This is a genomic window from Trichocoleus desertorum AS-A10 (assembly GCF_039962155.1).
GTDB lineage: Bacteria > Cyanobacteriota > Cyanobacteriia > FACHB-46 > FACHB-46 > Trichocoleus.
In genome coordinates this window covers 204,296-219,028 of the sequence record NZ_JAMPKN010000002.1, presented here as the reverse complement: position 1 = coordinate 219,028, position 14,733 = coordinate 204,296, and the positions used below count along the sequence as shown (strand labels likewise).

10 protein-coding genes are annotated in these 14,733 nt (G+C 50.4%); 8 read left to right on the top strand and 2 right to left on the bottom strand.

The window, feature by feature from the left end:
* Positions 1–8: 8 nt before the first annotated feature.
* The 4 genes from NDA01_RS04810 to NDA01_RS04795 all read left to right on the top strand — a co-directional run bounded on the left by NDA01_RS04810 (position 9) and on the right by NDA01_RS04795 (position 3,642).
* Entirely contained in the window at positions 9–1,004 is a 996-nt protein-coding gene (locus NDA01_RS04810) for a heme o synthase (protein WP_348227065.1), read from the top strand.
* 58 nt (positions 1,005–1,062) lie between these two features.
* Positions 1,063–2,082, top strand: coding sequence for an ABC transporter ATP-binding protein (locus NDA01_RS04805; protein WP_348227064.1), 1,020 nt, complete (start codon positions 1,063–1,065; stop codon positions 2,080–2,082).
* A 40-nt stretch (positions 2,083–2,122) separates the two neighbouring features.
* Positions 2,123–3,040 carry an ABC transporter permease gene (locus tag NDA01_RS04800; protein ID WP_348227063.1) on the top strand — a complete coding sequence of 306 codons (918 nt, stop codon included), beginning with the start codon at positions 2,123–2,125 and terminating at the stop codon, positions 3,038–3,040.
* A gap of 176 nt (positions 3,041–3,216) precedes the next feature.
* Positions 3,217–3,642 carry a hypothetical protein gene (locus NDA01_RS04795; RefSeq protein ID WP_348227062.1) on the top strand — a complete coding sequence of 142 codons (426 nt, stop codon included), beginning with the start codon at positions 3,217–3,219 and terminating at the stop codon, positions 3,640–3,642.
* 42 nt (positions 3,643–3,684) lie between these two features.
* Here the strand turns inward: NDA01_RS04795 and NDA01_RS04790 are convergent, their stop codons facing one another.
* Together NDA01_RS04790 and hisD are read right to left on the bottom strand one after the other, a co-directional pair.
* Entirely contained in the window at positions 3,685–5,997 is a 2,313-nt protein-coding gene (locus tag NDA01_RS04790) for a bifunctional serine/threonine-protein kinase/ABC transporter substrate-binding protein (protein ID WP_348227061.1), read from the bottom strand.
* 138 nt (positions 5,998–6,135) lie between these two features.
* Entirely contained in the window at positions 6,136–7,452 is a 1,317-nt protein-coding gene (hisD, locus tag NDA01_RS04785) for a histidinol dehydrogenase (protein WP_190554146.1), read from the bottom strand.
* A gap of 183 nt (positions 7,453–7,635) precedes the next feature.
* On the opposite strand from hisD, the gene rpsT reads away from it, so the two are divergent.
* The 4 genes from rpsT to NDA01_RS04765 all read left to right on the top strand — a co-directional run bounded on the left by rpsT (position 7,636) and on the right by NDA01_RS04765 (position 14,652).
* Positions 7,636–7,941, top strand: coding sequence for a 30S ribosomal protein S20 (gene rpsT / locus NDA01_RS04780; protein ID WP_190431411.1), 306 nt, complete (start codon positions 7,636–7,638; stop codon positions 7,939–7,941).
* A gap of 194 nt (positions 7,942–8,135) precedes the next feature.
* A complete protein-coding gene (locus NDA01_RS04775) occupies positions 8,136–8,954 on the top strand; it encodes a TatD family hydrolase (protein ID WP_348227060.1) in 819 nt (272 codons plus the stop codon).
* Positions 8,955–9,353: 399 nt separating this feature from the next.
* The gene (gene rpoB, locus NDA01_RS04770) at positions 9,354–12,653 is read left to right on the top strand and encodes a DNA-directed RNA polymerase subunit beta (RefSeq protein WP_348227059.1); all 3,300 of its coding nucleotides are present in this window, start codon (positions 9,354–9,356) and stop codon (positions 12,651–12,653) included.
* Between the two features lie 124 nt (positions 12,654–12,777).
* On the top strand, positions 12,778–14,652 hold the full coding sequence (locus NDA01_RS04765) for a DNA-directed RNA polymerase subunit gamma (RefSeq protein ID WP_190431416.1): 1,875 nt from the start codon (positions 12,778–12,780) through the stop codon (positions 14,650–14,652).
* The last annotated feature ends 81 nt before the right edge of the window (positions 14,653–14,733 follow it).

Below are 14,733 nucleotides of genomic sequence, written 5' to 3'. Positions count from 1 at the left end.
ACTAAATAATGCAAGAAACGCTTTGGACTCAAGCCCCCCGCCGCAACCAAAACTTGGTTCAGGTTATTCAGAGCTACTACCAACTCACCAAACCCCGCATTATCTTGCTGCTGCTAATTACGACTGCGGGTGGCATGTGGATTGCAGCCGAGGGTCAAGTTAATCCGCTGCTGCTGCTCGTGACGCTGACGGGTGGCACTTTAGCAGCCGCTTCAGCGAACACGATCAACTGTTTATATGATCGCGATATTGACTATGTGATGGAGCGTACTAGGCACCGTCCTTTACCTTCTGGACGAATACAGCCTCGGGATGCGCTAATTTTTGCGATCGCCCTAGCTTCAATTTCCTTTTCTTTGCTGGTAGTCTTTGCCAATCTGCTCAGCGCCCTGCTAGCGATGTCGGGCATTTTGGTCTATGTCTTGGTCTATACCCATTGGCTTAAACGGCACAGCACCCAAAACATTGTGATTGGCGGAGCTGCGGGTGCGATCCCACCCTTAGTGGGTTGGGCGGCTGTGACAGGTGATCTGAGCTGGGCTGCTTGGGTGCTGTTTGCAATTGTCTTTTTCTGGACACCACCGCATTTCTGGGCCTTGGCGCTGATGATCCGTAAAGACTACGCGAGTGTTGGCGTGCCGATGTTGCCCGTGGTTGAAGGAGAAGCAGCAACGGCTCGGCAGATTTTGTGGTACAGCTTGCTCTTGATCCCCGTCACGCTACTGCTGGTTTATCCGCTGCATGTAATGGGTGCTGTGTACGCAGTCGTGGCATTACTGCTGGGTGGAGTCTTGGTTCAGAAGGCATGGCAACTGATGCAAGCTCCTGCGGATCTAGATCAGGCGCGAGCGCTGTTTAAGTATTCCATTCTCTACATGATGCTGCTTTGTGCGGGCATGGTAGTTGATAGCCTACCTGTCACCCATCAACTCTTGAGCTTCTGCACTGAGCATTTGCAAGCTCTCATCAGCGCCATTCCGATGCTGCAAGGTCTAACTGTTTAGAATAAAAGGAGATGCTGCTTAAACTTTAGTTATAAATTGCCAAGGAATATTGATCGCTATGCCTCCCGCTGTTCTGATTCAACACCTCCAGAAGCGCTACGGTCAGGTTGAAGCGGTTAAAGACGTTTCTTTTCAGGTGGAGCCAGGAGAGATTTTTGGTCTCCTAGGACCGAATGGTGCGGGTAAAACTACTACGATTCGCTGCCTTTGCACCCTGGCGCAACCGGACGCTGGCCAAGTCGAAGTGTCCGGTGTCTCAGTCACTGAAAATCCCAGAGCGGCTCGACAGTTGCTGGGCTATGTCGCTCAAGAGGTGGCGCTGGATAAGGTTCTGACTGGACGGGAACTGCTGCAACTGCAAGCGGCGCTGTATCATTTGCCCCGGGCGATCGCTAAAGAACGAATTGCTACGGCGATCGAATTACTGGGCTTGGCAGAGTGGGCCGATAAAAAGACAGGCACCTATTCTGGGGGGTTACGGAAACGCCTAGATTTGGCAGCAGGTTTGTTGCACCAACCGGATGTCTTGGTTCTGGACGAGCCAACGGTGGGATTAGATATTGAGAGCAGAGTGGCCGTCTGGAACTTCCTGCGTCAGTTACGAGCAGAAGGCACTGCTGTACTGATCACTAGCCACTATTTAGAAGAAATCGATGCTCTAGCCGATCGCGTCGCCATTATCGATCGCGGTTTGGTGATTGCTACAGGTACTCCTTCTGCCTTGAAAGATCAAGTTGGTGGCGATCGCATTACCCTGAGAATTCGAGAGTTTACGCCCCTTGAAGAAGCAGAGACAGCCAGAGCCATGTTGTCAGCTTTGCCAACTGTGCAAGAAGTGATTATCAACAGCGCTCAAGGTAACTCACTCAACTTAGTAGTCGCGCCCCAAACCGAAGCACTCAGCACTGTGCAGCAAGCCTTGAAAGAAGCTGGGTTACCTACGTTTGGCATTGCTCAAGCCCGCCCCAGTTTAGATGATGTTTACCTCGCTGCTACAGGTCGTACCCTGGTAGATGCGGAACTGGCGGCGGCAGGGAGTCGTGATCCCAAAGCTGAACGTAAACAAAATATGCGCTAATCCCTGAGCCCTAATTCCTAAGCTAACTGAGGACAGTTGAATGAGCCGTAGTGTAACTCCCCCGAAACCCAGCTTGACTTCCGAGAATACAGCCTTACCTAGTCATGCTGTTGGACTAGCTGCAAAACCAACATTGCCTCAGACCAGCGCTTTGAGCGACTTTATCCAAGAAACGTTAGCGCTGACTCGTCGCCTGTTTATTCAGTTGCAGCGTCGTCCCTCCACGCTGATTGCGGGCATCATTCAGCCGCTGATGTGGCTAGTGCTGTTTGGCGCTCTGTTTCAAAACGTGCCGCAAGGCTTGTTTGGGGATAGCCAAAGTTACGGGCAGTTTTTAGGGGCAGGCATTATTGTCTTCACGGCCTTTGGTGGAGCCTTGAATGCAGGTCTCCCCGTGATGTTCGATCGCGAGTTTGGCTTCCTAAATCGTCTATTAGTAGCACCTCTCGCTTCTCGCTTCTCGATTGTGGTAGCCTCGGCGATTTTCATCACCACTCTGAGCCTGATTCAGACAGCAGTGATTGTCAGCGCGATCGCCTTCTTGGGTGCTGGCTTGCCTAATCTTTTAGGCTTGGGTGTCGTCACCTTAATTGTGTTTGCCTTGGTTCTAGGTGTAACTGGGTTGAGCTTAGGGTTGGCCTTCGCCTTACCTGGGCACGTCGAACTGATTGCCGTGATTTTTGTCACGAATTTGCCGTTGTTGTTTGCCAGTACAGCCCTTGCCCCTCTGTCGTTTATGCCCCACTGGTTGCAAGTGGTAGCGACGCTCAATCCCCTGAGTTACGCGATCGAGCCGATTCGCTATCTCTATCTACACAATGACTGGGCTTTAAGTAGCGTCGTGATGCAAGCACCTTGGGGATCAGTCAGCCTAGCTGGGGCTTTATTGGTGCTCTTTGCTTTTGACCTCGTCGCTTTGTTGAGTATTCAGCCTCTGCTCCGGCGCACCTTTGCTTAACTCGTCTTGGGGCCGTTGCGAGGCCAGAGCGGCAGAGTTAGACTGTCTTTAGGTTAAGTGAACCTGTCAAACTAGAAAACAACGCAGCCTCATACTCAAGCATGGGAGCTTTTCTGGTTTCCTAGCGTCTTAAAATCTCAGTCAAAGTTTAGTAAATATTGGATCCGAAAGGGCTTATGAAGATGCAGCCTCAGACTAAATTAGCTTCTCCTCGCTTCCAGGCTCGACTTGCCCTCAGTCTGTTGCTTGGTGTTGCGCTTGCTCCTTGTCTACTGCCTCAAGCTACCTTGGCCCAAACTGCTGGGGCTGTGCAGCCGCTAGAGGATTTTCAAAATAAGGATGGGGGCACTGATCTCTTTTCTGACCGTTCTGGCAATGGTGCCTCTAGTTTGTTTGACTTGATGCATCGCGCTGCTTTTGGTGGTATGCGGAGCGCGGATGACTACGGGACTGAGCAGCAACAAAATTTAAACGATGCCGCAGCTCAATTTCGGGCAATCCAACTACAACGCCTGAAACAGCAAAAGGGCCCTGCTAGTCGGCCCTCGGCTCCTGCAACGACCCTAGAAATTGCTCCTGCTACTGGCACTTCAGTTAAATAGAAGCTCCAGACTAGCTTAAGGAAGTCGCCGTTCAAGCCAGCTTTAGTTGATTGGCTTGAACTGGTAAGCTTGGGACTGCTTTTTAGCCACAGGTGTGACCTGAACTAACTGCACGACTCCTTCGCGATCGCCTGTTGAAGAAAAAGATACAGCCCCTAGAGCACCCGTCGCAGTGAAGTTAGGTGTTTCCAATGTCTGTCTGACTCCACGACGGGAAGGATCACGTCGGATTCCTGCGACTAAAGTTTGGGTTGAGTCATAGGCGAGAGCCGTGCGCCAGTCAATTTCATGCCCCCATAGCTTCTGGGCTTGCTGTTGAAAAGGTAGGCGAGTATTACCCAAAACGTTAGAAGGGACAGCCACGACCATGCCGACTGCTGCCTCCCCTCCCACTTGTAAAGTCTTCTTGGTATAGATGCTGTCTCCGGCGAGAACGGGAAGCCGTCTGCGGTTAATCTGTACAACTTGCAAAGCGCGATCGCTCACCTGACTGGGAGCGGCCAGCATAATAACTTCTGCTTTTTGCTGAATCGCTTTCTCTACACTCTCGTAGGCATTAAAGTCAGGACCCGCTAGATCGAACTCAGCTACAACCTTGCCCGGAGCACCATAAAACAGAGCGTTCTTAAACTCGCTGCTCAGGGATTCACTGTAACTACTGTTGGAGCTGAAAAAAATAGCGACTCGTTTCTTTTGCAAGCGGGTCAGCATGTAGTTGCAAAGGGCACGGGCGGTGAAGCGATCGCTGGGCATGACCCGAAAAATGTAGCTGCCTAGCGTTGAGAGTTGCACGGCAGAACTAATTGGAGCCACTATTGCCAATTGCCCTGTTTGATAAACCTTTCCAGCGGCTAAGGTGGTATCACTTGTACCATGCCCCACTACGCCTAAGACATGAGGATGATTGATTAAGTCTGTAGCAATGGCTTGAGCCGTTTCGATTTGATTATTATCATTGGCGATCGCTACTTTCAGTGGTACTCCATTGATGCCGCCGCCTTGATTCACTTGAGTTTGAGCTTGTGCTACCCCTCGTAAAATTTCTAGGGAAGAATTCAGCGTGTCACCCAGCGGGACAACGACGGCGATTGCATGGGCAGGCGTGGCTCCAATCCGGGCGTTGTTGAGGTAAATCAAAGTTTCTGGGTCACTGCGCTCCGCCTGGCGAGCTACTTCTAGGGCTTTTTCTGCCTGCGGGTAAGCTTTAATTGCCAATGCATCTACCCCCTTTTGTTTGGCAGGTTGGCTGGTTCCTGGTGTCAGAATTTTCTCGCCCCAACTAATGTAATCAGTCGCGATCGCTGTAGCAGGGCTAGGGGTTGGAGTTGATGTTTCTACAGTTACATCGCTGAAAAGTTGAGGTAGGGGTTTTCTAAGCAAAATCGCCATCCCAAAGCTAGCAATTGTGGCAACGCCCAGCCCTAATAGAACTGACCGCAGGTGACGAAGTCGGCGATCTGGGGGATTCTCAAGCGTTGCGATCGCAGGAATAATAGGCTCGACAGGATCAGCCCGAGGCAAATCAGTAATGTGTTGCAGCGCTTGTAAAACTGTCGTCGCTGATTGGTAACGCTGATTGAAGTGATAGCGCACCATCTTGTCGATGATAGTCGCTAACTGGACACTGACCCGGGCTTGGTCGCGCCAAACAATCTCTCCGCTCTCTGGATCAACGGGAAACTGAGAAGGCCGCATTCCAGTTAAGGCTTGAACAGCGATGACCCCCAACGCATAAATGTCGCTGCTAAATTGAGGCTTGCCTAAACATTGCTCACTCGCTCCATAGCCTGAGGTGTAAATGGGAACGCTTAATTGGGTTTGGCCTATGGTTTCGGCAACCTGATTAGTAATGGTTTTGACTGCACCAAAATCAATTAAAACTAATTTGCCGTCATGCTGCCGCCGAATCAAATTGTCTGGTTTAATATCTCGATGAATAACTCCTTGGGAGTGAATGTAAGCTAAGACTCCCAAAACATCTTCTAAGATGCCAATGACTTGAGCTTCTGATAACTTAGTCCCCCAAGGCAATTCCACGCTTAAAGGGTTGCCAGGTACAAACTCTTGCACCAAATAAAACTCTTCGGCTTCCTCGAAATAAGCTAAAAGTTGAGGAATTTGGTCGTGATGTCTACCTAATTTTTCTAAAGTCTCTGCTTCCGCATAAAATAAGCGCCTCACCTGTTGCAACACGTGGGGGTGCTGCGTCGCAAAGTTGAGATGCTTGAGCACGCAGGGGGGATTGCCAGGTCGCTGCATGTCCTCTGCAATGAAAGTCTGACCAAACCCGCCTGAGCCTAGAGCTTGAATAACTTTGTAGCGCGCCCCTAACAGTCTTCCTAGCATTGCATTCATAGAATACAGCAGAGTCTACTATCGCTAACCCCAAAATATGCGAGCTACGATATTGGCATTGTATTCGTTGTCAATCACTGCTGAGAAAGTTCAATCCAAGAAGCACTTTCCAGGGTTAGTAAGTAAACTTTGCTTTTTTTAGGATTGTGGGTCTATTTGCTTGGGCTTAGTTCTTAGTCGTACTGAGTCCGCATGAGAACTGAGCCCTTCCGCTGTGGCTAAAACATCCACGGCTTCTGAGACTTTTTGTAGCGCTGTAGGACTGTATTGAATCAAGCTAGAGTGCTTCATAAAGGTTTCTACTCCTAGAGGCGAGGCATAGCGAGCCGAACCAGAAGTAGGCAAGGTGTGGTTGGGACCTGCTAAGTAGTCTCCTACAGCCTCTGGTGTCGAGGACCCCAGGAAGATAGCTCCAGCATGACGAATGTGGTCAATTAAGGCCCACGGGTCTTCAACTTCTAGCTCTAAATGCTCTGGGGCAAATTCATTAGAAAGCTCAGCCGCAGTTTCGAGCGAATCCACAACAATGATTAGGCCGTAGTGAGCGATCGCCTTCTCAGTGAGCGTGCGTCTGGGATGGTCGATTAGTTGTTGCTCTACTTCCGCCACTACTTTGAGAGCCAGAGAAGAGTCTGTGGTAATTAAGATCGCTGCTGCCATTGGGTCGTGCTCTGCTTGAGCTAGCAGATCAGCCGCGATAAATACTGGGTTGGCAGTTTCGTCGGCGATTACTAATACTTCTGAAGGGCCAGCTAAGGAGTCAATGCCAACGGTGCCGTAAACCAGTTTCTTGGCTAAAGTGACATAGATGTTTCCCGGTCCCGTAATCACATCTACTTTGGGAATGGTTTCGGTGCCAAATGCCAAAGCTGCGATCGCTTGCGCCCCACCCACTCGATAAATCTCTTGAACGCCTGCTTCTTGCGCGGCCACTAGTACGGCTGGGTTTACAGTTTTTTCTGGTCCTGGTGGGGTCACGATCGCAATTCTGGGTACCTGAGCGACCATCGCTGGAACTGCGTTCATCAAAACCGTACTAGGATAAGCTCCTCGGCCCCCAGGTACATAGAGCCCTGCTCGATCAACGGGTGTATAACGCTTCCCTAGAACTACATCATCTTCACCAAACTGCACCCAGCTTTTAGGGACTCGTTGCCGATGAAACGCTTCAATCTGTTTATGAGCCAGACGAATCGCATCTAGCAACTCCTTTGATACCTGCTGGTAGGCAGCATCCAACTCTGAGCCACTCACACGTAATTCTTCAGGTTTCAGTTCTTGTTGATCAAATTCGGCTGTGTAGTGTAGCAGGGCTCGATCGCCTTGGCGCTTCACAGCTTGTAACACTTCCCGAACCGTGGCTTCTTTGTGAAACACTTGGTCGTCGTGAGTGCGATCGCAAATACGCCGTAGCTCGGTCCGTGCCTCAGTTCGCTGAGTAATAATTCGCAGCATGGAGTCAGAATGCAGTCTCTTAGGAATTACCCGTCGGAGAGCGGGTTTGACAAACCCGTACTCGCCTCTCTAGCTTAACCTGGATTTTTGAAGGATCGGAATAGGGTGAGGAGATGCTATATTGGTTTTTCTGGTATTTTATTTCATTGAAAGTAGTTGTAGAGAGTTTCCTTAGGACTGGCTGTGGCGAATATTAAGTCTGCTATTAAACGCGTCAAGATCGCAGAACGCAACCGTTTGCGCAACAAAACCTACAAGTCAGCGGTGAAAACCCTGATGAAGAAGTACTTAGCAGCTGTAGACACCTATACAGCCAATCCTAGCCCTGAGCTAGAGCAAGAAGTACAGCAGCACATGGCCAATGCTTACAGCAAAATTGATAAAGCTGTGAAGCGAGGCGTATTGCATCCTAACACTGGGGCTCGCAAGAAATCGAACCTTGCTAAAGCTCTAAAGCGGCAAGATGCTTCTGTTTCTGCTGCTTCCTAGGCAGTCTGTAAATAGATTGTCAGCAAAAGTAGAGCTAGCTGCGAATAATTCAACTCTGGCATTGTCGTAGTCTGGTGTTTAAAACGCCAGGCTGTTTTGCTGAGAAGGCGCTGGCGAAAGTTTAGTGACTGGATCAAGCCAGTCTGCTGGCAGTAAACAGCTTGTTCATCTTAGAAGCCGCAAGCAACTCGCTTATGCAGTTGATTGATACGCACGTCCATATCAACTTTGATGCTTTTCAGCCTGACTTAGAGGCTATATCTCAGCGCTGGCGAGAAGCAGGTTTGGTTCATCTGATCCATTCTTGTGTAGAGCCAGCGGAGTTTAGCAGTATGCAAGTGCTGGCTGATCGGTTTCCAGAGCTGTCTTTTGCCGTAGGTCTGCACCCCCTGGATGTGGACAAATGGACCCCTGATTCTCATTGTCAGATCTTGGAGTTGGCTACCTCTGACCCTCGAGTCGTGGCGATTGGGGAAACGGGTTTGGACTTTTACAAGGCGGAAAATCGGCAGCAGCAAACAGCTGTGTTTCAAGCTCAACTTGCGATCGCTCAAGCGCTGAACTTGCCAGTGATCATTCATTGCCGAGATGCTGCACCCGAAATGGCGCAGCTACTCAAGGATTTTTGGCAAAGCCAAGGTCCGGTTCGCGGCGTAATGCATTGCTGGGGAGGGACACCAGGCGAAACTGAGTGGTTTCTAGAACTGGGGTTCTACATCAGTTTTAGCGGTACGGTGACTTTCAAAAATGCGGCTCAGATTCAAGCTTCTGCCCGCATGGTGCCTAGCGATCGCCTTTTAGTAGAAACAGACTGCCCCTTCTTAGCTCCTGTCCCCAAGCGGGGTGAGCGCCGGAACGAACCTGCCTATGTACGTTATGTAGCCGAGCAAGTTGCTCATTTGCGATCGGTTTCTCTAGAAGTGCTGGCAGCGCAGACCACACAGAATGCCTGCAAACTTTTTGGTTTGTCTCAGCTACAACTGGAAGCAACTGAAGGACTCGCCATCTCCTGATCAAGCAAAAATCTCAACTGGGTTTGGAAAACTACAGACCACAGTTAGGCTCTGCTTGCGCCATAATGGTAGAAGTGTGAATTACTTAGGTCGCTTCGTAGCTTTAGCCAATCCAATTAGACGGCTGCTGTTTGCAAACTACCTCTGCTGCCCCTGAAGTTTCAGTTCCCTGAAATCTCAGCAAGTCCATACAATTCCCCACTCTTAATTTAAAAAGTCAAGCTTGCTAGCTAAACAAGCCCCTTGGAGACTACCTTAAATCTCTCAACTGCCCACTTAATTCGCTAGACTACACTTTTGGGTCCTTCTCGTCAGGGTCCAAACTTTTCTATTGACATTTTTGTGCAGATCGCATAACATCTGGGACTCGCGCTGGGCGTGACCCTCCTGAGGAGACGCATGACTAATCAGACTCAAACTGCACTGGCCTTCACCCTTCCAGATTTAGTTGAGATTCAGCGATCCAGTTTTCGCTGGTTCTTAGAAGAGGGACTCATTGAGGAGCTAGAGAGCTTCTCGCCTATTACCGATTACACGGGCAAACTGGAGTTACATTTCCTAGGTAAGAATTACAAACTGAAGCGACCCAAATACGACGTTGATGAAGCGAAGCGACGGGATGGCACTTATGCTGTCCAGATGTACGTTCCTACCCGCTTGATCAACAAAGAGACGGGTGAGATTAAAGAGCAGGAAGTTTTCATCGGTGACCTGCCTTTAATGACCGATCGCGGTACCTTCATTATTAACGGTGCTGAGCGGGTTATCGTCAATCAGATTGTTCGCAGCCCTGGTGTCTACTATAAGTCTGAAACTGACAAAAATGGTCGTCGTACCTACAATGCCAGCTTGATTCCCAACCGAGGCGCTTGGCTCAAGTTTGAGACTGACAAGAACGACTTGGTGTGGGTACGAATTGACAAAACCCGCAAACTATCTGCTCAGGTGTTGTTGAAGGCCTTAGGTCTCACCGACAACGAAATTTTTGATGCTCTGCGTCACCCAGAGTACTTCCAGAAAACGATTGAGAAGGAAGGCCAGTTTAGCGAAGAAGAAGCTTTGATGGAGCTTTACCGCAAACTGCGTCCTGGTGAACCTCCAACCGTTTCCGGGGGACAACAACTGCTGGACTCCCGCTTCTTTGATCCTAAGCGTTACGACTTGGGTCGGGTGGGTCGCTATAAGCTCAACAAGAAACTCAGACTCAATGTGGCGGATACCGTTCGAGTCTTGACGGCTCAGGATATCTTGGCGGCCATTGATTACCTGATTAACTTGGAATTTGATATCGGCAACATTGATGACATCGATCACTTGGGCAACCGTCGGGTGCGCTCCGTGGGTGAGTTGTTGCAAAACCAAGTTAGAGTCGGACTCAACCGTTTAGAGCGGATTATTCGAGAACGGATGACTGTCTCGGATGCAGATTCTCTGACGCCTGCCTCTTTGGTGAACCCCAAACCTCTCGTGGCTGCGATTAAAGAGTTCTTTGGTTCCAGTCAACTGTCTCAGTTCATGGACCAAACCAATCCTTTGGCCGAGTTGACTCACAAGCGTCGCCTCAGTGCCCTAGGCCCTGGTGGTTTAACGAGAGAGAGGGCGGGCTTTGCGGTACGGGATATTCACCCTAGCCACTACGGGCGGATTTGTCCGATTGAGACTCCAGAAGGTCCAAACGCTGGTTTGATCGGTTCCTTGGCAACTCATGCTCGCGTCAACGCCTACGGGTTCATTGAGACACCGTTTTATCCTGTGGAGACGGGATGCGTTCTGAAGGATCAGCCACCCATCTACATGACTGCAGATGAGGAAGATGATCTGCGGGTCGCTCCGGGTGATATCCCGATGGATGAGGCAGGCTACATTCAAGGCGTGACTGTTCCTGTTCGTTACCGCCAAGACTTTACGACCACTACGCCGGATCAGGTGGACTACGTGGCTGTCTCGCCCGTACAAATCATTTCGGTGGCAGCTTCGTTGATTCCTTTCTTAGAGCATGATGACGCGAACCGCGCTCTGATGGGTTCTAACATGCAACGGCAAGCAGTTCCTCTGTTGCGGCCAGAGCGGCCTTTGGTGGGGACAGGTTTGGAAGCTCAGGCAGCGCGTGACTCCGGGATGGTTGTGGTCAGCCGAACCGACGGTGAAGTCACTTATGTAGCGGCTGATAAGCTGCGAGTGAGAGATCCTCAAGGTCGCGAAATTGAGTATCCCATGCAGAAGTATCAGCGGTCTAACCAAGATACCTGCTTGAATCAACGCCCCATCGTGTTTGTGGGCGATCGCGTCGTGGCAGGTCAAGTCCTAGCTGATGGTTCAGCGACCGAAGGTGGAGAATTGGCTCTAGGACAAAACGTTCTAGTGGCTTACATGCCTTGGGAAGGCTACAACTACGAGGACGCGATCCTGATCAGCGAGCGTCTCGTTTCTGACGACGTCTACACTTCAATTCACGTTGAGAAATACGAGATTGAAGCGCGTCAAACCAAGCTTGGCCCCGAAGAAATCACCCGTGAAATTCCCAACGTCGGTGAAGACTCCCTCCGACAACTCGACGAAAGCGGCATCATTCGGATTGGCGCTTGGGTAGAAGCAGGCGACATTTTGGTTGGTAAAGTGACTCCCAAAGGAGAATCGGACCAACCACCCGAAGAAAAGCTACTCCGAGCCATCTTTGGTGAAAAAGCTAGAGATGTTCGTGATAACTCCCTGCGCGTTCCTAACGGCGAAAAAGGCCGAGTGGTGGATGTGCGAGTCTTTACCCGTGAGCAAGGAGATGAATTGCCGCCGGGTGCCAACATGGTCGTGCGGGTTTATGTAGCCCAGAAGCGCAAGATCCAAGTTGGGGATAAAATGGCAGGTCGTCACGGCAACAAGGGAATTATTTCCCGGATTTTGCCGCTCGAAGACATGCCTTACTTACCGGATGGTCGTCCTGTCGATATCGTGCTCAATCCCTTGGGCGTACCTTCTCGGATGAACGTGGGCCAAGTCTTTGAATGCCTCTTGGCTTGGGCGGGAGAGAACTTGGATGCCCGCTTCAAGGTCGTGCCTTTCGACGAAATGCACGGGGCAGAGAAGTCTCGTGAAACCGTGCACGGCAAACTTCAGGAAGCGAGCAAACGAAAGGGACAACCTTGGTTGTTTGACCCTGACAATGCTGGCAAAACTCAAGTTTTTGACGGTCGGACTGGCGAACCTTTCGATCAACCTGTGACCATTGGTAAAGCTTACATGCTGAAGCTGGTGCACTTGGTGGATGACAAGATTCACGCTCGTTCTACTGGACCTTACTCGCTCGTCACGCAGCAGCCGTTGGGTGGTAAAGCTCAACAAGGCGGTCAGCGCTTTGGGGAAATGGAAGTGTGGGCACTGGAGGCATTTGGTGCCGCCTACACCTTGCAAGAGTTGTTGACTGTGAAGTCGGATGACATGCAGGGTCGGAATGAAGCCCTCAATGCGATCGTCAAAGGGAAAGCCATTCCTCGTCCGGGAACCCCAGAATCTTTTAAGGTGTTGATGCGAGAACTCCAGTCTCTCTGTTTGGATATTGCAGTCCACAAGGTAGAGACGAAGGAGGATGGTACCAGCCGCGATGTAGAGGTAGACCTAATGGCGGACGTCAACAGCCGTCGAGCCCCCTCTCGCCCCACCTACGAATCCATTTCCAGAGAAGAACTGGAAGAAGAAGACGTTTAAGTCAATGTGAGATGGGTTGCTAGAGCTAATAGTCAGTTCATAGAGCTGGCAGCTAGCAACCTGTCACCCAGAGACTAAGCCCAACAACAGATCTCAACAATAGATACTAAGGAAGCTGCAAGCGATGCCAAAGCTAGAACAGCGATTTGACTACGTCAAAATTGGTCTGGCATCTCCGGATCGAATTCGCCAATGGGGGGAGCGGACTCTACCTAATGGGCAGGTGGTTGGTGAAGTCACAAAACCAGAAACCATCAACTACCGGACCCTGAAGCCAGAGATGGATGGTTTATTCTGTGAGCGGATCTTTGGCCCAGCTAAAGATTGGGAATGCCATTGTGGTAAGTACAAGCGAGTTCGGCATCGTGGAATCGTCTGTGAGCGTTGTGGCGTCGAAGTCACAGAATCTCGAGTACGTCGGCATCGCATGGGCTATATCAAGCTGGCTGCCCCTGTAGCTCACGTTTGGTACCTCAAGGGGATTCCGAGCTACATGGCGATTCTACTCGATATGCCTTTACGGGATGTGGAGCAGATTGTTTACTTTAACGCCTATGTGGTGCTCAATCCAGGTAATGCAGAAAATCTAACTTATAAGCAGCTGCTGACAGAAGACCAGTGGATTGAGATTGAAGACCAAATCTACAGCGAAGACTCCCCTCTAGAAGGGGTTGAGGTTGGCATTGGAGCCGAAGCGCTGCAACGGTTGCTGCAAGACATCAACTTAGAAACAGAAGCTGAGCAGCTGCGCGAGGAAATTGCGACCTCTAAGGGCCAGAAGCGAGCTAAGCTGATTAAGCGATTGCGTGTGATTGACAACTTCATTGCAACCGGTGCTCAAGCGGAATGGATGGTGTTGTCGGTAATTCCGGTGATTCCGCCGGATTTGCGGCCAATGGTGCAGTTGGATGGGGGCCGTTTTGCGACCTCTGACTTGAATGACTTATATCGGCGGGTAATTAACCGTAACAACCGTCTAGCCCGTCTACAAGAAATTCTGGCTCCTGAAATCATTGTCCGTAACGAGAAACGGATGCTTCAGGAAGCCGTGGATGCCTTGATTGACAATGGTCGTCGCGGACGAACCGTAGTAGGTGCCAACAACCGTCCATTGAAGTCGCTGTCAGACATTATTGAAGGTAAGCAAGGTCGCTTCCGCCAAAACCTATTGGGTAAGCGGGTAGATTACTCTGGCCGTTCTGTAATTGTGGTGGGTCCGAAACTCAAGATCCACCAATGCGGGCTGCCACGGGAAATGGCGATCGAGTTATTTCAACCTTTCGTAATTCATCGGTTGATTCGCCAAGGTTTGGTCAACAACATCAAGGCTGCGAAGAAGCTAATCCAGCGGGGCGATCCGAGCGTTTGGGATGTACTGCAAGAAGTGATTGATGGTCACCCAGTGCTACTAAACCGAGCGCCAACCCTCCACCGCTTGGGGATTCAGGCGTTTGAACCGATTCTAGTGGAAGGCCGCGCGATTCAATTGCACCCATTAGTTTGTCCCGCGTTTAACGCTGACTTTGATGGTGACCAAATGGCCGTTCACGTGCCACTCTCGTTAGAATCGCAAGCAGAGGCTCGGCTGTTGATGCTGGCTTCTAATAATATCTTGTCGCCAGCGACAGGTCGCCCAATTGTCACTCCGAGCCAAGATATGGTGTTGGGTTGCTATTACTTGACTGCGGAAAATCCTACTCATCAGAAGGGTTCAGGCCGTTATTTTTCTGGCTTAGATGATGCGATCACGGCCTATGAGCAGCAACAGGTTGACCTTCATGCTTACGTTTGGGTGCGCTTTGATGGTGCTATGGAATCCAATGAACCGGATACAGACCCATTAGAAGTCCAAGAGTCTACCGATGGTACGGTCACTAAGGTTTATAAGTTCCGCAGAACTCGTGAAGACGGGGAGGGGAATTTAATCTCGCAGTATATTCGGACGACTCCAGGACGAATTATTTACAACAAGACGATTCAAGACGCCTTGACTGACTAAGCTTCATGAAAGTAGAAGCTTCAATTTCGTGGCGTAAGCCTTTACAGACGTGATGAGTAGACGCGACTTCCCAGTCGCGTC

Coding starts and splice junctions, on each gene's coding strand:
- NDA01_RS04810 (WP_348227065.1), top strand. CDS start 9: ATGCAAGAAACGCTTTGGACTCAAGCCCCCCGCCGCAACCAAAACTTG.
- NDA01_RS04805 (WP_348227064.1), top strand. CDS start 1,063: ATGCCTCCCGCTGTTCTGATTCAACACCTCCAGAAGCGCTACGGTCAG.
- NDA01_RS04800 (WP_348227063.1), top strand. CDS start 2,123: ATGAGCCGTAGTGTAACTCCCCCGAAACCCAGCTTGACTTCCGAGAAT.
- NDA01_RS04795 (WP_348227062.1), top strand. CDS start 3,217: ATGAAGATGCAGCCTCAGACTAAATTAGCTTCTCCTCGCTTCCAGGCT.
- NDA01_RS04790 (WP_348227061.1), bottom strand. CDS start 5,997: ATGAATGCAATGCTAGGAAGACTGTTAGGGGCGCGCTACAAAGTTATT.
- hisD (WP_190554146.1), bottom strand. CDS start 7,452: ATGCTGCGAATTATTACTCAGCGAACTGAGGCACGGACCGAGCTACGG.
- NDA01_RS04775 (WP_348227060.1), top strand. CDS start 8,136: ATGCAGTTGATTGATACGCACGTCCATATCAACTTTGATGCTTTTCAG.
- rpoB (WP_348227059.1), top strand. CDS start 9,354: ATGACTAATCAGACTCAAACTGCACTGGCCTTCACCCTTCCAGATTTA.
- NDA01_RS04765 (WP_190431416.1), top strand. CDS start 12,778: ATGCCAAAGCTAGAACAGCGATTTGACTACGTCAAAATTGGTCTGGCA.